We start from the raw sequence: 25,730 nt of genomic DNA on the forward strand, positions 1-25,730 counted from the left end.
AAATAAGATCAATTATCAATTGCATTATCATTACGCTCAAATTATGATTCTTGCAGATTTTTAAAGACGAGCCTCTACCCCTTATATGGTGGGAGCTAAGCGAGTATATATGAGCGTCGATATCGATAAATTTGACGAATCAGTGTTGGGAAGCGATAGCCCTGACCCATTGCGATTTGCCTTTGTTAAGAAACATTCGGCGCACGCTGGCGGAGCGAGCGTGCCTGTACCTCCACCTCAGCAACCGGCGATTTTTTCAAGCGTTACCGCTAACTCGGTTAAAGCGACCAATAAACGTTGTCTTTATATTCACGTTCCATTTTGTCGCGTACGTTGCACCTTTTGTAACTTCTTTCAAAATGCTGCGAGCCGCGCACTGGTTGATGAGTACTTTGACGCACTGATGCAGGAGCTCAAGGAGAAAGCTGCATTGCCTTGGACACAAAACGGTATTTTTCATGCTGTGTATATTGGTGGTGGAACGCCAACGGATCTGTCTCCAGCACAGGTTCGCGTGTTAGGTCAGGCGATTCATGATCACTTTCCTTTGGCTGCGGATTGTGAAATCACCTTAGAAGGTCGCATCAACCGTTTTTCTGATGAGCTATACCAAGGCGCTCTCGACGGTGGATTTAATCGTTTCTCTTTTGGTGTACAAAGTTTTAATACACAAGTGCGTCGCAGCGCGAAACGATTAGATGATAGAGAAGATGTGCTAAGGCGAGTTAGCGAGATTGCCAACGAAGACAAAATTCCTGTCATTATCGATTTACTCTACGGCTTGCCTTATCAAACCAAAGAAGTGTTAGAGCAAGATTTAAATGATTTTCTCTCGACTGGCGCACACGGGTTGGACTTATATCAGTTGGTAGTCGGTGGTTCAGCACCCATGCTTAACCTTGTAGAAAAAGGAAAAATCCCCCCACCAGCTACCACGCCAGAAAAAGCAGGCATGTATGAGCTCGGTGTGAACTTTATGGCCAAACACCATATGAAGCAACTGAGTGTGAACCATTGGGCAATCGATAACCGTGAACGTAGTTTATACAACAGTTTAGCCAAGACATATGCAGAGGTACTGCCAATTGGCTGTGGCGCTGGAGGTAATATCGGTGGTTACGGGATGATGCAACATCGCACATTGGCGACCTATATTAAAGCCATCAAAGAAGGGCAAAGTACCATTGCTATGATGATGAAGCAAAGCCCTCTAGAGCCACTATTTGCTGCACTCAAATCTGGGTTTGATCGCGGTATCGTTCAGGCAAACCAACTGCCATCGTTTATGGGGGAGGACACGTTCGGGTTTTTAATGCCTCTATTTAAAGTGTGGCAGCAAAAAGGTTTAGTGGAACTGCATGAACGTAGCCTACTTCTTACTCTTGCAGGCAGTTTCTGGGCCGTTTCATTGGCTCAAGGTTGTATTCAGATACTTACGTCAGAGATGAACGAAACCGTACCGAAAGTATCCAATAATTAATGAAAAAATTGAAAAAAGACGGAAAACATATGGAATCAATCAAACAACAAGTTGAAGCATTACTAGAGCAAGAACCGCAATTATTGCCAGCAGCGATGGCAGAACGTCTCGGCATTTCTGAATTTGAGGTTGTTGCGGCTTTGCCGCAGGAAATGGTGGCCATCGCTCCAGGAGCGCAAGCACAAAGCATTCTAGAAGGTTTGGTTGGTTTCGGCCCGGTGACGACTATTGTTCACTCTTTTGGCTCTATTTTTGAAGTCAAAGCGCCATTCCCAAAGGGAAAAGTAGCGCGTGGCTATTACAATTTAATGGGCAGAGAAGGTGAGCTACACGGTCACTTGAAGCTAGATAATGTTAAAAATGTCGCGTTGGTCAGCAAACCGTTTATGGGTAGAGAGAGTCACTATTTTGGCTTTTTCTCTGAGTGCGGAAGCAATATTTTCAAAGTTTATTTAGGCCGTAACGAAAAGCGCGAGCTACTTGAGGATCAAGTCACCACATTCCGCGCCTTACAAGCCGAATTGAAAAAGTAATCACAAACATAATCGAGGATCAACTCGAATACTAATTAGTAAAGTCAGGTATCAATATGGATCAACAAGTTAAACAAGAGCGTTTGCAAGGTCGTTTAGGGCCAGAGATCAAAGAGTTTCGTCAGGAGCGTCGTACGCTTCAGCTTGCAACTGTCGATGCAGAAGGTCGCCCTAATGTAAGTTACGCGCCTTATGTCCAAAATCAGGAAGGCTACTTCGTACTCATTTCTAAAATCGCTCGTCATGCTCGTAACCTTTTAGAAAATCCTAACGTTTCTTTGATGATGATCGAAGATGAAGAATCTTCAAAGCAGTTGTTTGCTCGTAAGCGCTTAACTTTTGATGCGGTGGCAAATGTGGTTGAGCGAGACACGGAGATGTGGCACCAAGTTGTTGGACAAATGAAAGAACGTTTTGGTGAGATTATTGATGGTCTCAGCCAACTAGAGGATTTCGTGTTGTTTAACTTAAAGCCAGAATCGGGGCTATTTGTCAAAGGCTTTGGTCAGGCGTATCAAGTGTCTGGTGATGATTTAGTAGATTTTGTTCACCTTCAAGAAGGTCACAAGAAAATCGAAAGTGCTTGATTGTAAATCGGTCATGTAAATATCGAGCATTCGGAATAATGAACGCATAAGGGGAGTTAGGTTATACTGGCTCCCTTTTTTATATTGGAACAAAAGCATGAAGCCTGTGAGCAAGGAATTGAGCGAGATTTGCTATCCCTTTATTTACGAGGACAGTCCGGTTTGTGACTTTGAAATCACGGCAGATGAACTTTGTAGTCGTATTGGTTTAGTTCTTGCGATGGATCTGGACGAGTTTAGCCGCGATATACTGACAAGAATGCAGCCTAATGTTTATCACCTAAATGGTTCGGTTCGCGGAAAGCTAGCGATTACAGAAGCGGAAGTTGAAGAGCTAAAGACAGATTATGAATTACTTAAGCAACGCATTGATGGTGGATTCAAAGGTTTCGTTCTACCTGGAGGGCACCCAGCATCCAGTCAATTGCATTTGTGCCGTTGCCAAGCTAAAAAAACGGTACGAGCATTAGTTGCGATCGAACATGCAGGTAAGAAACAACCTGCCCCTATTCTATTTCGTTACGCGAACTTATTGGCGAATGTACTTTATAGCTTGGCTTCTTATATTAATCACATCAATCAAGTCGAAGAGACAGAGTTTGTATCTCGTAGTTACTCGATGCCAAAGAAGTGACCTGAGAAACTAGCAGCTGCGAACATCAAAGCTTCTGCGCGAAAAAATGGCCGCAAAACACCCATATTCGACAATTTGCTTCTTGGCTGTTTAGTTAAGAGTTAAGAAGCCATAGCTTTGGCTTCTAGTTCTTTTGCACCGCGCAGCATGGCTTCAATCAGCTCACCAGCATTGAACTTCTCAAGCGCCTCGTGTGCGCCAACTTGGTGAGCTCTGTCTACACAGATTTCGCTCGATAACGACGTATGTAAAATGCGATATGAGTGATTAAGAGCGGAGTCATTTTGTACTTCGAATGCTAGCTCGTAGCCGTCAAGCCCTGGCATCTCAATATCACTGACCAAAATATCGATTGGTCGATGAGCCTCAGCCTCGCTTTTCATCAGCTCTAATGCGTCTAAACCATTTTTACAAATTTGGTATCCGATATTGATACTATCAAGAGCATCACACAGCTGTTTACGAGCGATGGAAGAGTCATCCACCAAAAGAATGCTTAATGCTTTTAGGCGCTCACGTTCAACATCTGTCAGCATCGGGATCTTTGAGTTTTCGTATTGCGGATAAATTTTGGAAAGCAGCAGTTCTACATCCAGCATCTGAACCGTTTTGTCTTCGTAGCGAGTAATACCCGTTACGAAAATATTTTTCCCAGCACTCGCTGGTGGGGTTTCAATGGCTTTCCAATCGCATTCAATGATCTTCTCGATACTACGAACCATAAAGGCGACCACGGTTCGCAAACAGTCTGTCACGATCAAGTAGCAATTTTTGTATTCTTCTTCACTGATAGGACGAAAGCCGACAGCCGCTGACATGTCGATCACAGGCACTGTTAAGTTACGTATTGTGACGGTGCCAATAACGTGATGATGCGAGTAAGGGATCTTCGTGGTTGGCATATACGGAACGATTTCACGGACTTTTAGCGTGCCTATCGCGAAACTCTGTTGCAGGGTGAGTTTGAACATCAACATGCCCTGAGATTGATTCGCTTTACTAACGACTTTTGCCATGAAATAACCTTATAAATACCACCGAATTGTGTCTAATCTAATCTTATCAGACGAAGGCTTCAACCATCGGAGAGACAAATGTGAGCTTTTTAGACAATCTCTTAAAGAATAGTGATTAACTGAGCAAAACTTGGTTGTATTTTAATCTTGTTATGCCGAAAGTTTGATAGTCCCATGTCTTTGAACCTTGAAGCCGCCTAGGTATAAACAAGAAATGTTTGGCGTGTTAAAAGGGATTGGGTACACTTGCGCGACCAGAATAGTGAGAGATAGATCAATGGCAAATACAGCAGCCGCATTACATATTCTTGTGAAGCACAAAGAGCAAGCAGAAGACATTATCAAGCAACTGAAAAAAGGCGCAAAGTTTCAGACACTAGCGAAGAAGTATTCCACTTGCCCGTCAGGCAAGCGCGGTGGTGATCTTGGTGAGTTCCGCCGTGGTCAAATGGTACCTCAGTTCGACAAAGTGTGCTTTTCTGGCGAGGTTCTGACGCCACATCTAGTCAAAACCAAGTTCGGCTGGCATGTTGTAAAAGTGCTTTACAGAACGTAGTGATTTCTTACAGGTAAGCTTGAGCTTTTTAAATATTACCTGTTTCTGCATATTGTGAGTAATACATGACAGGCATAAGTTAAAGCCATGTATTACTCATAAATTTCCTCTATTTTCCCTACTGTTAATCAGTACAAATAGCCGCCGCATCAAGTTTGATTTGGCATGAGTAAGGTTTTGGGGAGTCCCAATAGATCTTATCAAATTCTGAGTTGCAACCTGCATCTTCCATTAATGCTATATCTCCGTCACATATCAACATAACTGCATTATTATCTTGAAACTCTGAAAGAATTCGATAATTAGAAATGTTTCCATCGATAGCTAACTGTGAGAGTTTGGTGATTTGAGCTGGATTAGCTGACATCGCATTTTCGAATATTTCTTTCTCTGTTAGTCCTGCTGTGTCTCCAAACTTGAGCTCACCGTCAACAGCTTGGGCTACATCTTTTAAAATCGAGGCCATATCAAACATGACTTCTTCAGAATATTGAGATTTGGTGGCGCAAGAAGTCAATGAGAGAAGAAGGGTGATAGAGATGATTAGCTTCATAGATTTCCCCAAGCACTAAGCTGTCCGTTTTCATTTCGGCCAGTGTCTAAATTCCAATTTTCAAAAAAGCCAGTATCTTGGTTTTCATAAATGGTAGCTGCCAGCTTTTCCCAAAATATTTGGATTGTCTTAATCGCCTTATCAAAAATTTCATCGTAGTGCTTAATACCATCTGGCGTTTCTAAATCTTGAATATAAGTAGAGTCAACTTCGTTTGGAAGCGGGTAAGTTAACCCTAGCTTGGAAGCCACATGCCTCGCCCAAGGAAATAAGCGATGCGACTCCTCAGCATTATCCACAATGGATTGAAATCCTTCGTGCCAGACGTTTACGTCAGGTTCGCATTCTTTAGCATATTCAGGGTAAGTAGCTGAAAGGGCACTAGACCAAATAGTACGAATAACTGGATCTATTAGGTTGTTGTCACTCTGGTCCACACAACTGCCGATGTTTTCTCTGACTCTATCTGCAAGGCCAATACTTCCGAGTTGCATCCTGGACGGCCAAATATAAGCGTCTTGGTGCATTTCACAAATTCTGTGTTGCTGGGCGTTTTCTGCGTAAGGGCCCACTTTTAATTCAACAACAGGATGAAGAGTAATATCGGTTGCTACATGTGCTACAAAGCCACATAACCATGAGAAGGTTTTTTCAAAGTGTTCGTTATCTGCGGCTTTTACCTGCTGAATAAGAGCATCAATTAGCTTACCAACGTGGTTGTAATGCATTTTATCTGCCCATTTATTTTGCGCAGAATTCATTAGAGCAAGGTAAGGATAGTCGGGGCTCACACAACCGAGCTCTAAATACCGTTTATTTTGAGCTAAAGCCTTTTTTGCTTCTTGAGGTATGTTTAACTTCATCAATGCATTATTAGCAGAAGCTTCATTTACCGCTGTGATATGTGCGAAAGCACCAGGCATAGTAACCTCCATGTACAGTTTAAATGCATGGAGTTTACTATGCAGGCAATATGTTCGTTGCGACTCGAGTCTTATAAAAAATAAATGTTTATGTGTTGGATATCGAGCGAGGCATTTGCAAATTATCGCCTTAGGACGTGCGTTATCTATTTTAATGAAATTCGATAATGGCACTTCAAAAAATTCATGAAATCGTGTTATTTGATATAGGAGTCCAACACTTTTAGTACAACTTCCATATCAGCTTCACGCTTTTCTAATTCTTCCTCCAATACGACGTGTTCGATGAGATGGCCTTTAATTACTTCTTTCATTAAGCCATTTACAGCCCCTCGAATTGCAGCGATTTGTTGCAACACATCTTGGCACTCATGTTCTTCTTCCAGCATTTTTTTAAGACCATTCACCTGACCCTGTATTTTGCTGACACGGGTACTGAGCTTCTTTTGATCTCTGGTTGTATGGGACATGACTTATCTTCTTTAAGTTACTGACTGCGAGATTCTAACTGATAATGTAGCACTCATCTTATACTGGGGGGTAGTATTAAATACTGGGGGGGAGTATAGTTTAAGGCAACTTTAGAAGAGCATATTGAGAATAACAATGGATTTTGTCGCATTATTACAACAAGGTAATGGATGGTTTTTTATACCCAGCGCCATTTTATTAGGAGCGTTACATGGATTAGAGCCAGGACATTCAAAAACGATGATGGCGGCGTTTATTGTGGCCGTAAAAGGAACAGTGAAGCAGGCGGTTATGTTGGGGCTGGCTGCAACGCTTTCCCATACGGCGATCGTATGGATAATTGCTGCGGGTGGGATGTATATAAGCCAAAGATTTACTGCAGAAGCTGCGGAGCCATGGATGCAGCTTATCTCTGGGGTAATTATCGTCTCGACGGGTTTATGGATGTTCTGGAGAACGTGGAGCGATGAGCGAGCTTGGCACAAAGCTCATAAGCAAGCTCGAGACTGGAGAACGCAAGTTGTCGATACTGGTCATGGGCATCTATCGCTTTCTATCGTAGAAGAAGGGCATCACTGCCGTTTTCAGTTACGCACACTTAACGGTAAGCCTTTAACGGCTGAAAGCGTTAAACTAGTGCTACCCAACGCAATCAGACAGCCTTCTGATATTTATCACTTTATTGAGCGCGATGGCTATTTGGAATCTGCCTCCTGTATTGAAGCCTCTGATGATTTTTTCGTCACATTGATGGTCGGGCACCATGATCACACCCACGATTTCGAGGTGCATTTTCATGCGGATTCCCATTCGGAAAGTGAGAATAAAGAGTACCAAGATGCTCATGAGCGTGCTCACGCTCTAGATATTCAAAAGCGCTTTGGCGATCGAGATGTTACCAATGGACAAATACTTCTGTTTGGTTTGACGGGTGGGTTAATACCATGCCCGGCGGCGGTCACTGTTTTACTCATTTGTTTGCAACTTAAGGCCATGACACTTGGTGCAACCTTGGTGGTGTCGTTCAGTATTGGTCTAGCGTTAACTTTAGTTGCGGTTGGTGTTGTCGCGGCAGTGGGCGTTCAAAAAGCAACATCGAAGTGGAGTGGTTTGAACGATGTGGCTCGTCGTGCACCTTATCTATCGGGGATCTTGATTAGTGCCGTTGGTGTATATATGGGCATGCACGGGTTTACGACGTTAATGAGCTAAGCTCTGTTGTAATTATTACGTCGCTTTTTGTTTATTAAAGGTAGCTCTTTCATGTTGTGGATGATTACTAAGTACGCGTTAACCGCAGGAATAGTGGTGCTTATATCTGAAGTTGCCAAGAGAAGTGATAAAGCGGGAGCGCTGATTGCCGCGCTCCCGACGGTCACTATTTTAGCTTTGATTTGGATGTATATTGAAGGGCAAGGACAGGAAAAGCTCGCGAACCACGCGTTTTATACTTTTTGGTATGTACTGCCTACATTGCCGATGTTTCTAGTTTTTCCTTTCTTACTGAGCCGATACTCATTTTGGTTCTCTTTGGGAATTTGCGCCATTATTTCAATCGTTTGTTTCTTCATTGTGACCATCGTTATCAAAGAATTTGGAATAGAATTAACTTAATTGAGCAAAGGAGAATTGTAAGAATATAGGTCGAAGCGTTCGCTTATTTATATTTTCAAGGCTCTAACTAGAACTCTTTCTTTAACTCTCGATGCTAGTGTGGCCGCTTACTTGAAGTTAGCGATTGCTCTCTTGTCTTTCAGCCAAACCTCGTAGAAATGTGACGTTTTGAAGACTTTTCTTCCTTCATTCTAAAGTTATCGGTAATCAGGCAGATACAGTGGCTACAAAGTTACGTCTAGCTTTGCCAGACAGGCTAAAAATACAGTTTGTGTTGGTTATAAGAGGCGAAAGGCTTAACGCTCTGTCGTGAGCATCACATTGAATTGTACCGAGACAATTAAAATGAAAAGAATCATCTTATTAGCCGTTTGCGCCATGTTTGGTATTGCTGTCGTGGCAAGTATGGCATCAACGTACCTAATTTCGAGTCAGAAAATCGATGACATCATCTTAAACAAATCCCAAGTTCAAGCTGAGTTTTTAGCAGGAAATGCAAGTTATATTTTGGAGAACTCAGCCAACCCAATGCAAGACTTACAATCGCTCGTTGAGGGTTTGAAGCAACGTTCAGACGTAAGCTATGCAGTCGTAATTGATCGCAATGTGACGGCGGTTGCTCACAGTGATAAGCAAAAGCTAAATAAAACCTACAATGATAACTACACCGTTGAAGGTGCAACCAAGGGGGTACAACAGTATTCAAAGTGGTATGCCGATGTCCAGAAAGTGTGGGTGTTTGATATCATGGCGCCGATCTACGTGAATGGTCAGTTGTACGGCACGTTTGATATTGGTATTCCTATTACAGAAGTAAGCCAAGCGACGAATGGAATTATTACTTCCCAACTGATTTCCATGGTGGTGATCTTCGTTCTGTGTGTGTTGGCTCTATCGCTGCTACTCAACAAGCTGATGCGACCGCTCTCTGCGCTTAAGGAGGCGTTGCAAGACATTTCGAAAGGTGACGGAGACTTAACGGTTCGTTTACCAGCAAAAGGTAATGACGAAGTTGCACAAATTTCTTCGGCGTTCAACGTGTTTGTTGGCAAGGTACATGAAATCATTACACAAGTTGTAAATACTGGTGTGGATCTGAATGGTTCTGCTGTTGCGCTGCGTGGACAATCTCAACAAGCGCTTGCAAGAGGGCAGGAGCAGAATGAGCAAACCATGCTGGTTGTCACGTCTATGAACGAAATGATCGCGACCGTCCACGAAATTGCGTCAAATGCTGCTGGTGCAGCGAGTGCTGCGAGTACGGCAAGTAATGAAACTCAAGATGGCTACAAGACGCTAGAACGCACCAAGACGGCGATGACGAATCTTGAAAACGAGATGAACAGTACTTCCAATATTATCGTAAGCCTTGCGGACAACACTCAGTCGATTGGTAGTATTCTCGAAGTCATTAGAGGGATCTCTGAGCAAACGAACCTACTAGCGTTAAATGCCGCTATTGAAGCAGCGCGCGCCGGTGATGCCGGACGAGGTTTCGCCGTAGTGGCAGACGAGGTTCGTAATCTTGCAACTAAAACGGCTCAGTCCACTGATGAAATTGACAACATGATCCATCAGTTGCAAACCGAAGCCCAAAGTGCGGTTAATTCAATGAGTAATAGTAGAACCCTAATTGAAGAAGGCACTGCAGAAACGGAGCTCGCTCGACAAGCACTAGAGGCAATTGCAGATCAAGTGACCACTATTTTGGATATCAATACTCAGGTGGCAACGGCAACAGAACAGCAATCGACGGTAGCAAATGAAATTAACATGAATATGGATACCGTCAGTCACTCCGTGAAAAACGCGCTAACGGCGAGTGAGCAATTGGAAGAATCAAGTCAACAACTTGCGGAATTATCGAGAACTCTCGATCGTCACGTAGGAGCGTTTAGAATTTAAACGCCAACGGAAATCCTTTTGCAAAAGCCAGTAAATCTCGATTGCTGGCTTTTTTATTTGAGAAAATCGCATGTCGAATTGCTCTACTATGTCAGTTTTTATAATTATTGGGATAAATGATTAGTGATTAACTAGGCGTTAAGTTTCGCGTGTTGTTTTAAGTGCTCAACAAACATAGAGATTTTCTTGGCTAAGTGCTTTCTAGAAGAGTAAAACGCATAAAGCACTAAATCTTCAGGTTCGTACTCTAGAGGGATGACTTCAAGCTTGCCGCTCTCGATCTCGTCTTTGCATGACTCTATTGGAAGTATTGCGTATCCAAGCCCTGATAACGCGCCAGATTTAGCGAGATGACCACTGTTTACTTTGAACGAGGATTGTACTGTTTGCGTAATATGACCTCCGTCGGGATTTTTAAACACCCAGGGAGCGCCATTTACTGCAGTAAGTGTCGTGATACAGGGAACATGATTTAAATCCGTAATTTTGTAAGGGCTGGCGTACTTATTAAGCAGTTGAGGCGCAGCCAAAATAGCACTGGGCCAGCGTTTGATTTCCCTTGCCACCCAATTGCTGTCAGACAAAGTCCCTCTATGAAAACTCAAAATGACATCAAAGCTATCAATAACCTCATCTTTAGGGTTTAGCGTTGTATCGCAAGACAAAGAGATTGACGGGTATTGCGTGCAAAAGGTGACAACCGCTTTGGCCAGTACAGGTGTGTCTGGCATAAGAATACGTAGCTCTCCCGTTACTGTGTGCGAGTGGCGAGTCACGGTTTCTAGCGCGTTGTTGAGTTGTTCCAATAATGGACGAGTGCTGCTATAGAGCTCTTCTCCAGCCTCGGTAGGCGTCATTCGCCTTGTCGTTCTATTGAACAACCTGATGTTTAACTTTTCTTCAAGCAGGGCAATATGTCGGCTGACATTCGATGTTGGTATATTCAAACACTCAGCGGCTCGCTTAAAGCTGTTGTTTTCATAGACACAGTGAAAACTTTTTAACCAGATTTGGTCGACGTTATCAAACATTCTATTGTCCCACTTTATTGGATTATCAAGCCAGCATATCGCACTTTATCCTCAGACTGAGTTGCATACAATTTTATTTAAAAGTCAGAGCGGGCAACCGATGCAGATGTCCTGCTACGAGGTGATAAATAATGAGGTACTCATGAGTTGGCTAGAAAGGTTATTTGAGAATAAAAATATAATAGGTTCGCGCAAAGCGTCTATTCCTGAGGGCGTTTGGACAAAATGCCCTGAATGTGAACAAATACTCTATCGTGCGGCATTAAAAGAGAATTTGGAAGTATGTCCTAGGTGCTCTCATCACATGAGAATGACTGCACGTCAAAGGTTAAACACTTTTCTGGATCATGGAACACAGCAAGAGTTGGCAAGTGAGTTGGAACCGCAGGATATTTTGGGTTTTAAAGATTTAAAACGATATAAAGAGCGAATTGCCATCGCGCAGAAAACGACTGGAGAAAAAGATGCCTTGGTTGTGATGCAGGGGAAGTTACTAGGCTTGCCTGTTGTAGCCTGTGCGTTTGAATTCTCTTTCATGGCTGGCTCGATGGGGGCGGTGGTTGGAGAGAAATTTGTCCGCGCCGTTGAAACTGCGATTAATACAAAATCTGGGCTAGTGTGTTTTTCTGCTTGCGGAGGGGCGCGCATGCAAGAGTCTTTGGTAGCACTAATGCAAATGTCAAAAACCAGCGCCGCGTTAAACCACTTATCTGAGCACAGATTACCCTATATCTCAGTATTGACGGACCAAACTTATGGTGGTGTCTCGGCGAGTTTAGCCATGTTGGGAGACATCAATATTGGTGAACCTAAAGCAAGCATCGGCTTTGCGGGAAGGCGTGTTATTGAACAAACGGTACGTGAAAAGCTACCAGACGAGTTTCAAAGAAGTGAGTTTTTATTGGCACATGGTGCATTAGATATGATTGTAGACAGACGTGAAATGCGTGATCGCGTTGGCGGCTTATTGGCTAAGTTAACCAACGCGAGGGTGGTTTCAGAATAGGTGATATTAAAGTTAGGCTTAGTACTTGCGTTTATTGAGCCGTAATCATTACAAACCGTTCATTTTGCCCCCATCTTGGTTCCGCATTCATTAGGCTGAGATCCAACGCCGTTTGGTATGGGTCAACAGCAAAATGGTCGCTTACTAACCCCCAGAGCATCCAGTTGATTGCGGTTTCATTCTCGGTAAGCTCTTCGAGTGGCGCTTGGAGGAAAAAGTACTCATCTTCGCCATCGTAACCGAGCCGATCATAGATAATGTTGCGTAGCTCTCGATCCAAATCATGTTGGAGGTTGATTGAGTCGTACAGTTGCTCTTCTGTTGGGCTATTCTCATGGTGATAAACATTGCGTTTTGACTCTTTGCGTAAAGTACCTGCGCCAGTTTCAATGCTTACTTTCTTTTGCGAGTGTTGCTCAAGAACTTGAATGATTTCATCCTCTAGTTGATCGAGTTTACTCAGCAAAACTTGATTGTTTATGTCACCAGCGTGGGAGGCCATCGTTTGGAAGGCTTTCACTCTCTCGTAGACTGCTTTCCCGTGAGGAAGGGCTGCAAAACACTGTTCTCGGAGCGCTTCATTGGCTTGCCAAATGCCCGAGTAGAGCTCGTAATCATGTGTATATGGTGGAAGATCTTCAGTATCTTCCCCTAATAATTCTCGCCAGCGCTTTTGCCACTGTTCTTCTTTTGCGTGTTTTACACGCGCGTATTGCTTAACCCAGCGGTTACGAAGTTTTACCCCAAAAATGGCAAGTCCCCATGGAGCGAGCAAATAAAAATAATAGTGAGAAGAGTTATCCCAAAAGTAACCGTAAACGTAAACACCAAAAGCAAGCACCCAAGTTCCAATAGTACAAGCAATAACCCCGGACATTATTGATGATTGGCGCTTTGTTTCTCTTAATGTATTACCTTCAGCACATAACCAAAAAATGCCGCCAAAAACAAAGGCAAACGTTGTCATGAAGTAGACAAGACCCGCTCCCAAAAATCCCCAAAGTGACATGTATTATCCCTAGCCAAATATCTGCTTATTCACTCATCAATGACTCGAGGAGTAAATGTGTTTGATTTGGCAGAGAATTTACCATTAACGCCAGCCTTTTTATATGCACTCGATAACTTATTGGGAATGAGTCACAAATAAAAATAGATGGTATCAAGCATCAAAGTTTAATTCAGAACCTTTGATTGTTGTGAACTCTATCTGGAAGAGTTAAGGGGGCGTTTAAGGGTAATTTTCCTCATAAAGTCGTTATTTAGAAAAAGGTAAATTAATGTTTTTATTGATAATTGTGAGAAATCTTGGGTTGGGATTGATCCCATAAATTTAGAGTAAAAAGCCTATTTTTGGGAGCGATTTCATAAATTTTATGATACTGATTTCACTGTTTGAGCTGTAAAGAATATAAACCCCCACTCAATGTATGTTAATAATCAATGAGTGTTGTTATGTCTCATATCCGTTTTTTCCCGCGCCATCGTTTGGCGCTTGCTTGTATGCTAGCGAGTGTGTCTAGCTTCTCTTTTGCACAAAACCAGTGCGCTGTTGCTGATCTACAACAATCGAGAGACTTGGCTGCTGCCGTTTCTGGTGCTGAGTATGATTGCTACCACGCTTGGTTTTCAGCTCCTTCCGCAACGCTGAACGATATTTACAGCGAAGCGAGCTTAAGCCGTATCCAAGTCGCGTTGGATCAAGAAATTGCCCGCTATCGTGGAGAAGCAGAGCAAGCTCGTGTTCTAGAAAATCTGGGCGAGTTTATTCGAGCGGCCTACTACGTTCGTTACAATGCTGGCACAGCTACACCTGAGTTTTCGCAAGCGTTGAGTCAGCGTTTTGCTCAGTCGACGAACCTATTCCTAAACAACCCTCATGCTTTGGATCAAGGCCGTGAACAAGTTGGCGCAATGAAGAGCTTGACTTTGATGGTTGATAACGTGAAGCAGTTGCCGCTGACCATGGATAGCATGATGGCCGCGTTGATGCACTTTAACCGTGAAACCGCGCAGGACACGCAATGGGTCGATGGTTTAAACAACCTGTTCCGTTCTATGGCAGGTCATGTAGCAAACGATGAGTTCTACCGCTACATGGCAAACAATACTCACCATATTGATACATTAGCGAGATTCGCATCTGATAACGCTTGGGCATTGGATACGGATGCGAGCTTTATTGTTTTCAATGCATTACGTGAAACTGGTCGTTTGCTTGCGAGCCCAGATCAGGAGACCAAACGCAAAGCCTTGGCTGTGATGCAACAAGTGATGCAGCGTTACCCACTGGGTAGTGAGCATGACAAACTGTGGCTTGCTGCCGTAGAGATGATGAGCTACTACGCACCTGAAGGTTTAAACGGTCTGGACCTAGATCAAGCGAAGCAAGATCTAGCAGCGCGCGTGATGCCAAATCGTTTTGAGTGTCAGGGACCTGCCATCATTCGCTCTGAAGATCTGACCGATGCTCAAGCTGCGAAAGCGTGTGAAGTACTGGCTGCGAAAGAAGCCGACTTCCATCAAGTGGCGAATACGGGCAATCAACCTGTCGCTGATGACTTGAATGACCGTGTTGAGGTGGCGGTGTTTGCTAGTAACGACAGCTACGTTGATTATTCTTCGTTCCTGTTTGGTAATACAACGGACAACGGTGGTCAGTACCTTGAAGGGAATCCATCAAAAGCGGACAATACCGCCCGTTTCGTGGCTTATCGCTATGCGAATGGCGAAGATTTATCGATTTTGAATCTAGAGCATGAGTACACGCACTATTTGGACGCGCGATTTAACCAGTACGGCTCATTCAGTGATAACTTAGCCCACGGTCATATCGTGTGGTGGCTGGAAGGTTTTGCTGAATACATGCATTACAAACAAGGCTACCAAGCTGCGATCGAACTGATTGCAGGCGGTAAATTGAGCCTTTCAACTGTGTTTGATACCACATATTCTCACGATACTAATCGTATCTATCGTTGGGGTTACTTGGCCGTTCGATTCATGTTAGAAAATCATCCGCAAGACGTAGAAAGCTTGTTGGCGTTGTCGCGCACTGGTCAGTTTGAACAGTGGGCGCAACAGGTGACGACATTAGGTCAACAATATGACGCAGAGTTTGAACGCTGGTTGGATACGTTAGAAGTGGAGCCAGAGCAACCAGTTACTGACCCAGAAGAGCCAATAGAACCAACAGAACCTGAAGCACAAGTGACCGAATTGACGGCGAACCAAAGCCTTCAACTCAGTGGCGAAGCATACAGTGAAAAACTGTTCTACGTTGACGTACCAGCCAACACCGTTCGCTTTAATGTATCTATTGAAGGTGCGGGGGATGCGGATCTTTACATGAGCTACAACAAAGTTGCGCATTACTACGACTTTGAAATGAGCCAGTATGGCGATGGCAGCAATGAAGAGATTGTATTTGAGCCAGAGCAGGATGGTTACGTGAAAGCAGGTCGTTACTACATCAGTTTAACTGGCCGTGATAACTATGACTCAGTGAATCTTGTGGCTGCTTTAGACTTTGAAGCGCAAACACCGCCAACACAAGTGCAAGACGATTTGGCACCGGTGGTATTAGAGTCTGGTGAAGCAAAAATGCTGACCGTTCACAAGCAGCGTTATGCGGCAGTGTATGTACCTGAAGGTGTTGAAGAGGTTCGTGTATGGCTAACGGCTCACTCTCAAACAGGTAATGTCGACCTATACGCGAGTAGGGAGCATTGGCCTACAGTTGAGCAACACGAGTACGTGTCCAACTATGCAGGCAGCAACGAATACCTTGCGATTCCTGTTACTGAAGCGGGCTATGTGCACTTCTCTCTTCAAGCACCAGAACAAGGTGATGACGTTGAAATGTTAGTGCACTTCAACTAAAACATGTTCGATTAGCTGAAATCGAGATAAAAAACGTCGCTCATAGAGCGGCGTTTTTGTTTGTATCGGACGCTATTGTGATCAAACAGCGGCGAATGCCAGTTAATCGGCTGATTTATCGAGTTATCCTTTGCTCTTTTTCTAAACGGCTTTAGGTTTGTATTACAATTTACCGCGCACATAAACTTTTTTAGCGACGCGTTCTGTGACCTAGCTTCTGATTTGTGCTTTCCAAACGGATACAATATATATGCACCCCGTGCAATAAAGTGAAAAGGGAAAGACATGAAAACGCTTATTTATGAAACGTTGATTAGCCTTGCTAACCAAGAACCAGAACAACATGCAAGAATCCGACAAAATCTATATGAACAGTTGGATCTGCCGTTCGATAAGCAGCTGGCTTTGTATTCTTGTGCCCTTGGTCCTGCAAGTTCAGGCAAGTTGGAGAGTAGTCAAGGCATTAACAACGCGGTAGATTGCGCGGTTAAACTGCTTGAAACCCCTGAGCGCTAATTCACTCGTTGTTTAAATCACGGCCCGATCCCCAAGGGCCGTTTTTAATTTAATTGCCTTTAAATTGATTTCAACGTCGTGATTACTCTGCTCTTTCCGCTAGCACTTCTTTGAAGGCAAACATGCCGTTTAATGCCGCTGGAAACCCTGCGTAGACGGACATCTGTAAGATGACTTCTTTAATTTCAGCCTCGCTGCAGCCTACATTCAGTGCTGCATTGAGATGTACTTTCAGTTGTGGTGTACAATTCCCCATTGCCGTTAGCGCGGCGACGGTTGAGACTTCTCTCGATTTTAGGTCTAAGCCTGGGCGAGCATAAATATCGCCAAACGGATACTCAATGGTGTACTGAGCTAAATCTGGGCAAATATCTTGTAAGCTTTCGATGACGTTATGACCAGCGTCGCCATCAATGTGAGAGAGCAGTTCTAATCCTTTGTTAAAGCGTGATTGTTCCATCGATATGTTCCTAGTGAATAAATGCAAACATACCTTAATCCTTAGAGTTAACTCTAAGTCAACGAACTTTTCCGCTTTTATACAAGGCAATTTTTTCTTCTAGAGCCGTTAAGTGCTTTTGCTGCTGTTCAATGTGGAGCTTGAGGTTTTCTTGGTGTTGCTCTAGCAAGGCTTGGCGTTGTCGTACAGACTCTGAGCCGACTTCCCTTAATTTTGCATATTCCAGAATCTCTTCAAGCGGCATTGCAGTTTCTTTTAATCGCTTTACGAAGCTAATCCAGCTTAGATCTTTCGCACTATACACTCGATGCCCACTCGCGTTTCTATGGACATGTTTAAGTAAGCCAATTTTTTCATAGTATCGAAGTGTATGAGCAGACAAGCCGACGAGGCTAGAAAACTCTTTGATATTCATGATTACCCTCCAAGGTAATTCATACCAATAGGCATAAGCTAAGTTCCGCATTTTGAAGTCATTTCGGGATAGATACAAACGGTAATCTTCCATGTTTTAAGGTGGGATACGCAGAAGGGGGCTGTTTTGAATACGCGCCAAACGTGATCCACCTGCCAGTTTCACTTTATTAAAAATTAGTTACTCAATAGAGTGGTTTGGCTGTTTTTAGTCTTTGGCCTCCTTTAGGGCGTACCCGGATATTTTCTTTCATATATTTTGAATGCAATTTTTTCAATATAAAACAATGGGTTAGTGTGTTTTATGTGCGGTGTACTTGAATGTCATCTACTCGTTTACGTCCAGAATCGTTTCTACTTATGCAATGGAGGAGTCACTACGCCTTCATTTTCAGCCTTGAGTTAGGGCGAAAAGGGTGAGGGCGTCTGATTAATAGCTCTTATAATTTCGACTATTGAATTCACTCACAAAAAAATGCAAACAAGTAATCGTGAGTGAAAACGAGTAGGAGAACAACATGAGTGGCTCACAGGAAATACAATCATTCGGTGCGAATGTTATCTTACATGCGTTTGATTGGAAGTATGCTGACATTGCCCAACGAGCAAAAGAAATCCACGAGCTAGGTTACGGCTCCGTGTTGGTTTCGCCACCAATGAAAAGCGCCCACGATGATCGCTGGTGGCAGCGCTATCAACCTCAAGATTACCGTGTCATCGACAATGCGTTGGGTGATACCAAAGACTTTATCCGTATGGTTCGTGAACTGGAGCAAGTTGGCGTGTGGGTTTACGCTGACGTGGTGTTTAACCATATGGCAAATGAGGCCCACCTTCGCCGAGACCTCCAATACCCAAGGCAAGAGGTCCTGGAGGAATACCAACAAAACAAACAGAAATATCAGTCGCTAACGTTATTTGGCGACTTATCTCAACCGCTTTTTGATGAAGAGGACTTTGTTGAAGCGTTCGGTATTAAAGACTGGAAAGATAAATGGCAGGTACAAAATGGACGCATCACTGGTGGACCAACTGATCCTGGCTTGCCAACCCTCCGTGTTTGTGACCATGTCGTTGAGCAGCAACGCGCTTACCTAAAAGCACTGAAAGCCATTGGTGTGAAAGGTTTTCGTATTGATGCCGCGAAACACATGACGTTAGAGCATCTTAAACGTGTTTGGACAGATGACATCACGCGCGATGTGCATATATTTGGCGAAATTATTACCGATGGCGGTGCGACAGAAGAAGAGTATCAGTTGTTTCTTGAGCCGTATTTACAGGAAACTCGCTTAGGCGCTTACGATTTCCCGTTGTTCTCGACCATTTTTAAGGCGTTTGCTAAAAAAGGCAGTTTCAAGTCGTTGATTGACCCATACTGTTTCGGTCAGGCCCTTTCGCCTGGTCGCGCCATTACATTTGTTGTCACGCATGACATTCCTAACAATGACGTTTTCCTTGATCTGATCATGGATGAGGAAAACGAATGGTTAGCTTATGCCTACATTCTAGGCCGCGATGGTGGTGTGCCATTGGTTTATACCGACTTAAACACTAGCGGTATTACAGATAAAAATGGCAAACCAAGATGGCAAGGCGCATGGAACGATCCGCGAATGGCGAAAATGATCCAGTTCCACAATATGACGCATGGCGAGTCGATGAGTGTTCTTGAAGGTAACGATGATATGCTGGTACTTAAGCGAGGGAGCAAAGGCATTGTCGTGCTTAATAAATCGCAGCGTCAGCAGTCTTTGGCATTGAAAATGGATGGCGACTGGGTGGATTTGATGACGGATCAGGACGTTCCATCTGACGGTAAGTTAATTGTGCCACCTAAAGCCTCAATGTTGCTCGTCGAAAACTAAAAAATAAAACACCGAGCTTAGCGAGCTCGGTGTTTATGTTTATCGGCGGTCATTCAAGAACGGGTAAAGTCTAATGTAAAACCGAAGTCTTTCGCGTCTGCTATGAGGTTATGAGCACTCATTAACGCAACATTCAGCCTTTAAAAAACCGATCACATCATCTAAACATTGGTACTCTGCAACGCAAAAAAGGGTTCGCCCCTCACGACGTTGGGTGAGAAGCCCGGCTGAGGCTAGACTAGAAATATGATGAGAGAGAGTGGATGCAGGAATGCCAAGCTTTTCTTGTACGCCGCCTACCGCGATACCTTTGTATCCCGCTTTGACAACTTCTTTGTAAATACTTAAACGAGTAGGATGCCCTAACTCTTTTAGTGCTTTAGCGACGGCTTCAAGCTCCATACTGACCTCTAAAGAATGACTACAGTAAATTTGTTTCGATAATAGGGAAAGTCTCGGTAAATGCCAACTCTTGTGATCTAGGAACGATTTAAATCAGATGAGATTCATACCGGCTCATACCAGCACAACAATAATTGTCTACTCCAATGAGACAGATCAATCTTCATTATTATTTCACCCCACGTTCAAACTCCCTCGTCTACACTCATGGGTGAGTTGTCAGTTGGCAGACCAAGGAGGCGGCCATGATTGCGGTTCATAGAGATTATTGTTTGTCTAACAGTTCAGATTTACATGCTCACGTTAAAGTTAACCCTGTCGGTAAATTAGAAGTTGAGATTGTAGAACTTCAAGAGCGCCATACCACAGAGTTTGATGATTTGTCTTTTGAGAGCCGTGGGTGTGAAACTCGAATCTGTGGTAAAGAAGACACAACTCAGTGGCAGTTCAATCTTGCAGTTACTGATGCGTTAGAGCTTTCTCACTTAGTGGAAGAAGCAAACGAAGAGTATGAGATTTTAATGAATGATCTTATGTAATCTCGTGAGAAGATCATTTTATCCTGCACGGCATGTGACTCGGTACTGAAAAAGAAAAACCTCCCAAACGGGAGGTTTTTAATATTGAGCAAGTTACCGTCAGAGCGGCTCTTCTCTCGGCGGTGTTAGTTCTTGAACGTTATCTTCATTGAAGTCATCGGCGTAACCTTTCGGCGGTGGCGTCCAACCACGTTCTGAGCGCGAGAGTTTGTCATGGCGATCTTTTTGCATCTCTTCCGCCATTTTTTCCTCTAACTGAATAAACAGTTGTCGGAAATTGTTGTCATAACGTTCGCCTTCAGAATCATCTTCCCAAGCTTTGTAGAGTATCTCGGACTTGCGCGCTTCAACACGCTTGTATGTCGCTTTTTGCTGCTCAACAAAGAAGGGATGAATACCAAGTGCTTTCATCGTGTGACCGCCCATCTCCAATGCGGAATGGTAGGTTTCCGATTCAATAATATCAGCCCCAGCTTGACGCAAAAGATAGCCGTGACCACGGTCAAAGGCGCGTGCGATCACCGTTACTTTGGGGTACGTGTGTTTGACGTACTTCACCAGTTCCACACTCGATTCTTGGTTATCAATTGCGACGACCAACGCAGCCGCATGCTCGATGCCTGCAGTGTGCAGCATATCTGGTCGAGTCGCATCGCCAAAATAAGCGCGAGTGCCAATCTGGCGCATGTTATCGACTTGGTTGGCTTGGTGATCGAGCACCACGGTTGTTACACCATTAGAAACAAGCAAGCGGTTAACAATCTGACCAAAACGGCCGATACCAGCGATGATTACTGTGCCTTTTTCTTCAATCGTATCGCTTTCCCTTTCGTTTGATTGAGTTTCAAAACGCGGCAGTATTAATTTGTCAAATAGAATGAACAAACCTGGCGTTAAGAACATTGAGATAGCAACAACCAGCGCAAGAGTTTGCGAGAGTTCAAACGGAATGACGTGGTTTTGCACAGAGAAGCTTAGCAACACAAAACCAAATTCACCCGCTTGAGCCAAGCTTAAGGTAAACAGCCAGCGGTTGCTGCCTTTCACTCTAAATATCAGCGCGAGAATAAACAGCACCAAGGCTTTCAATACCATCACGCTAATGGTCAGTGCCATGATCAACCATAAGTCACCAAATAGAACCGAGAAATTGATCCCTGCGCCGACGGTGATGAAGAACAGACCCAGCAACAACCCTTTAAATGGTTCGATATTGGATTCTAACTCGTGACGGAATTCGCTGTTCGCCAATACAACGCCAGCCAAGAAGGTTCCCAAAGCTGGAGACAAGCCAACTAAACTCATCAGTGCTGCGATGCCGATCACCAGCATCAATGCGGTGGCGGTAAAAATCTCACGCAGCCCAGAGCTAGCAACATAGCTCAGCAGAGGTCGACTTAAAAAGTGACCACCAACGACAACAATCGCAATCGATGCTGTGATGACTATTCCGTACGCCCAGCCCGGTAAATCTGCCACGAGGTTTAAATCGTCATGATGCTGAGCAGCAGTTTGAACAGCATTTTGTGCTTGTTCGACTAACTCCGGCAGTGCCAACAATGGAATAAAGGCCAACATCGGGATAACAGCGATATCTTGGAAAAGCAAAACAGAGAACGCGTTTTGTCCGCCTTCTGTCTTCGTTAACCCTTTTTCGCTAAAAGTTTGCAAAACAATCGCGGTAGAAGAGAGGGCGAAAATCAAACCGATGGCTAAGGCAATGGTCCAAGGCTGCTCAAAGTACAGGGCAATACCCATAATCGCCGCGATGGTACCGCCAACTTGAAGACCGCCTAAGCCCATTAAACGATTTCGCATTGACCAGAGCATTTTAGGCTCTAGCTCTAACCCCACTAGGAATAGCATCATCACCACGCCAAATTCGGCAAAGTGCTGAATTGTCGTTGTTTCTTCACCGACTAAACCGATAATTGGACCAATTACCACACCAGCGATGAGGTAACCTAAAACGGAACCGAGCCCTAAACGCTTGGCAAGTGGTACCGCAATTACAGCGGCAATCAAATACACGAAGGCTTGTAAGAATATCCCTGTCATGAAGCCTCCTTGATGAGCTTCGGAAGTGCGCTGTTGAGTTTGATTAATGACGCAGCTGCTTCAACATCCAGTCTATCTTCGACTAATGCTGTTAGCAGGCTTTTGTACCGTTCGACATGACGGGGTATTCGTCCTTCTTCTTCGGCAGTACGTGCGCCGAACAAAGCAAGAGGCGCAATGTAGTGCATACCCGTGAGCGCTGACATTTGCTCAATAGGAGCGAGCAGTTCCCGAATCGTAAAATGGTTGTAGCCTTCGGCTTTATAAGCTTCTTCCTTGCCGCCGGCCGAAAGCACGCACAGCATGGTTTTACCTTGTAGTTCGGTTCCTTCAGTGCCGTAAGCAAAGCCATACTCCAAAACCAGATCTTGCCACTCTTTTAAAATTGCTGGGGTTGAATACCAATATAGTGGGAATTGAAAAACCACTACATCATGCTCACGCAAGCGTTGTTGTTCACGGTCGATATTGATATCGAAACGAGGGTATTCACCATAGAGATCAACACATGTCACGCCTTCAATTTTTTGAGCTTCTTTGAAAAGTGGAGTATTCACTTCTGAACGATGCTGGGAAGGATGAGCAAAGAGAATTAATACTTTTTTATTCGCCATAAGGATCCTTGCTATCTAAATAACCATGCCCGGTAGGAGCGCAGGTTGGTTAGAAAATGTAACTCATAAATGGCCGTCAAGCTAGCTTGGAAAAGTGCTTAAGCTGTTTCAATATCAATAAAAAACCACCAAATAAGTTGGTGGTTTTGGCAAGCGTCAAATTCTAATTAATCATGAATAGGAACGACTAAAATATCGACTGGTGACTTGTTGATAAGATGTCTTGAGTAGGAAATGATTTTGCTCCAGAAATCTTGATGATGTCCACAAATCAACAAGTCCACTTCTTGCTCTTTGATGGTAATTTCGAGCTTATCGGCTAAATCACCAGTACCCACGAAGAAGTGTTTGAGTGGATAATCCATGTACTCACTGAATGTTCTCAAACATTCCATAGAGTGCTCATTCAGCGGCCTTTGGTCTGGGTTCTCTTTAATGTCTACGAGCTCACGATAAATTTCCCCGTGAGTTCCATCAATATGGATGAATGAAATATCGGAGTCGAGATAGTTAGCCATCGCTACGGCTCTGTCGATCAGAACAGTGCTCTCATCGGACAGTTCGAGTGCAACAAGGATATGTTTGTATTTCATTACCACGCCCTTATGTGGATTAGCTTTACTGTAAGCATAGTATGGCTTGGGCAAAATTTGTGTAGATAAGATCTCGAAATCGTTCAAAGTTTTGATAAATAATGCTGCTTGCTTTTTAGTCAGAAAACCCGCTAAACTTCGCAAATCATTTCTCTAGGAGATTACGCCAACATGAAGAACTAAACCTGTTATCCATATTTTTACTTATTTTTTGGATCTGCAGGGTTAGTAGGCGTAGCTCACTTTCCGATATTTCTTTGCAACAAGACGACTTTTTGATTTGACGTTTATCGTCGAGCTGTACATAAAGCTTAATGCGTTTGTGCACGCGTTTTGTTGCAATCTCAAATCATAGCTACGGCTGTTGTCCCTGTCATACAGGAGGCAAATTATGCCAGTTTTACAAGCTTTTAATGTTAGCCATCAGTTTGATAATGGCGATACGCTATTCCAGTCTATTTCTTGTTCCATGACTAAACGACGTGTTGGTTTGGTTGGGCGCAATGGCATCGGTAAGTCACTTTTGGCTTCAATTTTGGCGGGAGAAACTCAGCCTTCCAGCGGTGTTGTGACTTTTCCCTCTTCTTTCATGATGTATCGCCAGCAGCCGTCTGATTTGCTTTCAGGTCAGCAATCGATCGCCCAGTTTCTGGGAACAGACTCGGTCTTGCATGCTTTGAAGCAGATTGAACAAGGTGATGTTTCTGAGCATTGGTTCGAACTGGTTGGCGAACAGTGGGATATTGAACCGAAACTCAAACAGCAGCTTGCTGCGATGGGCTTGCCGCAAGACCCTGATTTCTCATGTGCTCGGCTCAGTGGTGGTCAGTTGGCGCGTTTGCAGTTATGGCAATTGTTTGAAAACGAAGCGGAGCTTTTGATTCTCGATGAGCCATCCAATCACCTCGATACCGAGGCGAAACAATGGCTGATAGAGTCTATGACGCATTTCGGCGGCGCGATTTTACTCATCAGTCACGATCGTGAGCTGCTGCGATCAATGGAGGAAATTTGGGAACTATCGGGCCTAGGTTTACAGGTTTTTGGTGGAAATTACGATGTGTATGCCGAGCAAAAACGCACTGAGCTACAAGCGATCGAAAGGCAGTTAGCGCAGGTCGATAAACAGAATAAACGGTTAGCTGAGCAAGCCCAGAAAAATCGCGAAAAAGCAGACCAACGCGCCGCGCAAGGGAACAAACTGCGCAAAGACGGCAGTCAGCCCAAAATTTTGCTTGATGGCAAAAAGGATAGCGCGACCGCCAACGCCTCAAATCGCAATAAGAATGAGCAACTCAGACAAGCGCATTTACAAGCCAAAGAGCGGGCGTTGCTATCGCGACATGAGCAGCTCAAAGCGCAAAAGCTTTATCTTGCAGATAATCCGAACCGTTCGCGAAAAGTGTTGTCGATACAAGAAGGTATATTGCCTTTTGGGGATTCTACTCCTATCACTTTGCAGATTTTTGCGAACGATAAAGTCCATCTCAAAGGGAAAAATGGCTGCGGAAAGTCAACCTTGTTAAAGACGTTGCTTGGCGAGTTGTCGTTGCTCAGTGGTGAGCTGCAAGTGAATACTCCCTTGTATTATCTCGACCAACACTTTGGCGCAGTGAATCCAAATCTTTCGTTACTTGAGAACGTAATGGAGACCTGCCAAGAGATGACGGAAAGTGAAGCGAGAACCTTATTGGCGGGGATCGGTTTTCGTCGAGACGCTGTGTTTCGGTTGGGATGCGTACTCAGTGGTGGCGAGAAGATGAAGCTCGCGATGCTGATCGTCAGCCACCAACACTCTCTGCCTTTGCTGCTGCTTGATGAGCCAGATAACCATCTCGATCTCGATTCAAAAATAATGCTTAGTCAGGCGTTAAATGCATACAAAGGTGGATTTGTTCTGATTAGTCACGACCAAGATTTCGCTTCTGAGTCTGGGGTTTTGCGTCAAATCGAACTGAATTAAACGAAAGAGAGTAAACGCCATCGTAGCTCTTCAGCGTTGTTCCTAAGCTCTACACCGCCACTTACCGATATGTAGAATTGGCGGGAAATGAGGGAGTTAGGATGGCTTTCAC

The 25,730-nt window shown here is 44.1% G+C and carries 26 protein-coding genes; 14 read left to right on the top strand and 12 right to left on the bottom strand.

Features of this window, described 5'->3' with window-relative positions; all coding sequences use genetic code 11:
- The first annotated feature begins 109 nt into the window (after positions 1 to 109).
- From hutW to VEA_RS21770, 4 genes are all read left to right on the top strand, one after another.
- Complete coding sequence (hutW, locus tag VEA_RS21755; protein WP_006742194.1) at positions 110 to 1,480, top strand: heme anaerobic degradation radical SAM methyltransferase ChuW/HutW; 1,371 nt, start codon at positions 110 to 112, stop codon at positions 1,478 to 1,480.
- 29 nt (positions 1,481 to 1,509) lie between these two features.
- Positions 1,510 to 2,013 carry a heme utilization cystosolic carrier protein HutX gene (gene hutX, locus VEA_RS21760; RefSeq protein WP_041853164.1) on the top strand — a complete coding sequence of 168 codons (504 nt, stop codon included), beginning with the start codon at positions 1,510 to 1,512 and terminating at the stop codon, positions 2,011 to 2,013.
- A 56-nt stretch (positions 2,014 to 2,069) separates the two neighbouring features.
- Complete coding sequence (gene hutZ / locus VEA_RS21765; protein WP_006742192.1) at positions 2,070 to 2,600, top strand: heme utilization protein HutZ; 531 nt, start codon at positions 2,070 to 2,072, stop codon at positions 2,598 to 2,600.
- Positions 2,601 to 2,697: 97 nt separating this feature from the next.
- Positions 2,698 to 3,234 (top strand): ATP:cob(I)alamin adenosyltransferase, encoded by a 537-nt coding sequence (locus VEA_RS21770; RefSeq protein WP_006742191.1) that lies wholly within the window; start codon positions 2,698 to 2,700, stop codon positions 3,232 to 3,234.
- A gap of 101 nt (positions 3,235 to 3,335) precedes the next feature.
- Here VEA_RS21770 and VEA_RS21775 read toward each other — a convergent pair whose 3' ends face one another.
- Positions 3,336 to 4,250, bottom strand: a complete 915-nt coding sequence (locus VEA_RS21775) for a chemotaxis protein (RefSeq protein WP_005392519.1) — start codon at positions 4,248 to 4,250, stop codon at positions 3,336 to 3,338.
- A 214-nt stretch (positions 4,251 to 4,464) separates the two neighbouring features.
- Here VEA_RS21775 and ppiC point away from each other — a divergent pair, with 214 nt between their 5' ends.
- Positions 4,465 to 4,806 carry a peptidylprolyl isomerase PpiC gene (ppiC, locus tag VEA_RS21780; RefSeq protein WP_074189873.1) on the top strand — a complete coding sequence of 114 codons (342 nt, stop codon included), beginning with the start codon at positions 4,465 to 4,467 and terminating at the stop codon, positions 4,804 to 4,806.
- Positions 4,807 to 4,930: 124 nt separating this feature from the next.
- Here ppiC and VEA_RS21785 read toward each other — a convergent pair whose 3' ends face one another.
- The 3 genes from VEA_RS21785 to rcnR form a co-directional block, all read right to left on the bottom strand.
- A complete protein-coding gene (locus VEA_RS21785; protein ID WP_006742190.1) occupies positions 4,931 to 5,359 on the bottom strand; it encodes a hypothetical protein in 429 nt (142 codons plus the stop codon).
- On the bottom strand, positions 5,356 to 6,282 hold the full coding sequence (locus VEA_RS21790; RefSeq protein WP_006742189.1) for a zinc dependent phospholipase C family protein: 927 nt from the start codon (positions 6,280 to 6,282) through the stop codon (positions 5,356 to 5,358). Before VEA_RS21790 ends, VEA_RS21785 begins: the two co-directional genes overlap by 4 nt.
- A gap of 197 nt (positions 6,283 to 6,479) precedes the next feature.
- Positions 6,480 to 6,752, bottom strand: coding sequence for a Ni(II)/Co(II)-binding transcriptional repressor RcnR (gene rcnR, locus VEA_RS21795; RefSeq protein WP_041853119.1), 273 nt, complete (start codon positions 6,750 to 6,752; stop codon positions 6,480 to 6,482).
- Between the two features lie 136 nt (positions 6,753 to 6,888).
- Between rcnR and VEA_RS21800 the strand changes: the two genes are divergently transcribed.
- The 3 genes from VEA_RS21800 to VEA_RS21810 all read left to right on the top strand — a co-directional run bounded on the left by VEA_RS21800 (position 6,889) and on the right by VEA_RS21810 (position 10,272).
- Entirely contained in the window at positions 6,889 to 7,965 is a 1,077-nt protein-coding gene (locus VEA_RS21800; RefSeq protein WP_006742187.1) for a nickel/cobalt efflux protein RcnA, read from the top strand.
- Positions 7,966 to 8,016: 51 nt separating this feature from the next.
- Complete coding sequence (locus VEA_RS21805; protein ID WP_005392525.1) at positions 8,017 to 8,367, top strand: DUF3147 family protein; 351 nt, start codon at positions 8,017 to 8,019, stop codon at positions 8,365 to 8,367.
- A gap of 345 nt (positions 8,368 to 8,712) precedes the next feature.
- Entirely contained in the window at positions 8,713 to 10,272 is a 1,560-nt protein-coding gene (locus VEA_RS21810) for a methyl-accepting chemotaxis protein (RefSeq protein ID WP_006742186.1), read from the top strand.
- A 131-nt stretch (positions 10,273 to 10,403) separates the two neighbouring features.
- On the opposite strand, the gene VEA_RS21815 is transcribed toward VEA_RS21810, so the two are convergent.
- Positions 10,404 to 11,303 (bottom strand): LysR family transcriptional regulator, encoded by a 900-nt coding sequence (locus tag VEA_RS21815; RefSeq protein WP_006742185.1) that lies wholly within the window; start codon positions 11,301 to 11,303, stop codon positions 10,404 to 10,406.
- A 142-nt stretch (positions 11,304 to 11,445) separates the two neighbouring features.
- Here VEA_RS21815 and accD point away from each other — a divergent pair, with 142 nt between their 5' ends.
- A complete protein-coding gene (accD, locus tag VEA_RS21820) occupies positions 11,446 to 12,309 on the top strand; it encodes an acetyl-CoA carboxylase, carboxyltransferase subunit beta (protein WP_012842441.1) in 864 nt (287 codons plus the stop codon).
- 31 nt (positions 12,310 to 12,340) lie between these two features.
- Here the strand turns inward: accD and VEA_RS21825 are convergent, their stop codons facing one another.
- Positions 12,341 to 13,318: a hypothetical protein gene (locus VEA_RS21825; protein WP_006742183.1), complete on the bottom strand. Its 978-nt coding sequence runs from the start codon at positions 13,316 to 13,318 to the stop codon at positions 12,341 to 12,343.
- A gap of 446 nt (positions 13,319 to 13,764) precedes the next feature.
- Between VEA_RS21825 and VEA_RS21830 the strand changes: the two genes are divergently transcribed.
- The gene (locus VEA_RS21830; protein WP_006742182.1) at positions 13,765 to 16,191 is read left to right on the top strand and encodes a M9 family metallopeptidase; all 2,427 of its coding nucleotides are present in this window, start codon (positions 13,765 to 13,767) and stop codon (positions 16,189 to 16,191) included.
- 285 nt (positions 16,192 to 16,476) lie between these two features.
- Positions 16,477 to 16,707, top strand: a complete 231-nt coding sequence (locus VEA_RS21835; protein ID WP_005375384.1) for a PAS factor family protein — start codon at positions 16,477 to 16,479, stop codon at positions 16,705 to 16,707.
- An 82-nt stretch (positions 16,708 to 16,789) separates the two neighbouring features.
- Here the strand turns inward: VEA_RS21835 and VEA_RS21840 are convergent, their stop codons facing one another.
- Positions 16,790 to 17,167, bottom strand: coding sequence for a carboxymuconolactone decarboxylase family protein (locus VEA_RS21840; RefSeq protein WP_006742181.1), 378 nt, complete (start codon positions 17,165 to 17,167; stop codon positions 16,790 to 16,792).
- 58 nt (positions 17,168 to 17,225) lie between these two features.
- Entirely contained in the window at positions 17,226 to 17,582 is a 357-nt protein-coding gene (locus VEA_RS21845) for a MerR family transcriptional regulator (protein ID WP_005392533.1), read from the bottom strand.
- Between the two features lie 517 nt (positions 17,583 to 18,099).
- Here VEA_RS21845 and VEA_RS21850 point away from each other — a divergent pair.
- Positions 18,100 to 19,449 carry an alpha-amylase family protein gene (locus VEA_RS21850; protein WP_012842443.1) on the top strand — a complete coding sequence of 450 codons (1,350 nt, stop codon included), beginning with the start codon at positions 18,100 to 18,102 and terminating at the stop codon, positions 19,447 to 19,449.
- Between the two features lie 108 nt (positions 19,450 to 19,557).
- Here the strand turns inward: VEA_RS21850 and VEA_RS21855 are convergent, their stop codons facing one another.
- Positions 19,558 to 19,851, bottom strand: a complete 294-nt coding sequence (locus VEA_RS21855; RefSeq protein ID WP_005375388.1) for an ArsR/SmtB family transcription factor — start codon at positions 19,849 to 19,851, stop codon at positions 19,558 to 19,560.
- Positions 19,852 to 20,096: 245 nt separating this feature from the next.
- Here VEA_RS21855 and VEA_RS21860 point away from each other — a divergent pair, with 245 nt between their 5' ends.
- Positions 20,097 to 20,390 carry a hypothetical protein gene (locus VEA_RS21860; protein ID WP_012842444.1) on the top strand — a complete coding sequence of 98 codons (294 nt, stop codon included), beginning with the start codon at positions 20,097 to 20,099 and terminating at the stop codon, positions 20,388 to 20,390.
- A gap of 99 nt (positions 20,391 to 20,489) precedes the next feature.
- Here the strand turns inward: VEA_RS21860 and VEA_RS21865 are convergent, their stop codons facing one another.
- The 3 genes from VEA_RS21865 to VEA_RS21875 form a co-directional block, all read right to left on the bottom strand.
- Positions 20,490 to 22,448 carry a monovalent cation:proton antiporter-2 (CPA2) family protein gene (locus tag VEA_RS21865; protein WP_012842445.1) on the bottom strand — a complete coding sequence of 653 codons (1,959 nt, stop codon included), beginning with the start codon at positions 22,446 to 22,448 and terminating at the stop codon, positions 20,490 to 20,492.
- Positions 22,445 to 23,062, bottom strand: a complete 618-nt coding sequence (locus VEA_RS21870; RefSeq protein ID WP_005392538.1) for an NAD(P)H-dependent oxidoreductase — start codon at positions 23,060 to 23,062, stop codon at positions 22,445 to 22,447. The genes VEA_RS21865 and VEA_RS21870 overlap by 4 nt, the downstream gene beginning before the upstream one ends.
- A 167-nt stretch (positions 23,063 to 23,229) precedes the next feature.
- Positions 23,230 to 23,655 carry a universal stress protein gene (locus tag VEA_RS21875; protein WP_005392539.1) on the bottom strand — a complete coding sequence of 142 codons (426 nt, stop codon included), beginning with the start codon at positions 23,653 to 23,655 and terminating at the stop codon, positions 23,230 to 23,232.
- Between the two features lie 391 nt (positions 23,656 to 24,046).
- Between VEA_RS21875 and VEA_RS21880 the strand changes: the two genes are divergently transcribed.
- Positions 24,047 to 25,618 carry an ATP-binding cassette domain-containing protein gene (locus VEA_RS21880; RefSeq protein WP_006742178.1) on the top strand — a complete coding sequence of 524 codons (1,572 nt, stop codon included), beginning with the start codon at positions 24,047 to 24,049 and terminating at the stop codon, positions 25,616 to 25,618.
- Positions 25,619 to 25,730: the final 112 nt, after the last annotated feature.

Origin of the sequence: Vibrio antiquarius (assembly GCF_000024825.1) — a bacterium.
Lineage (GTDB): Bacteria > Pseudomonadota > Gammaproteobacteria > Enterobacterales > Vibrionaceae > Vibrio > Vibrio diabolicus.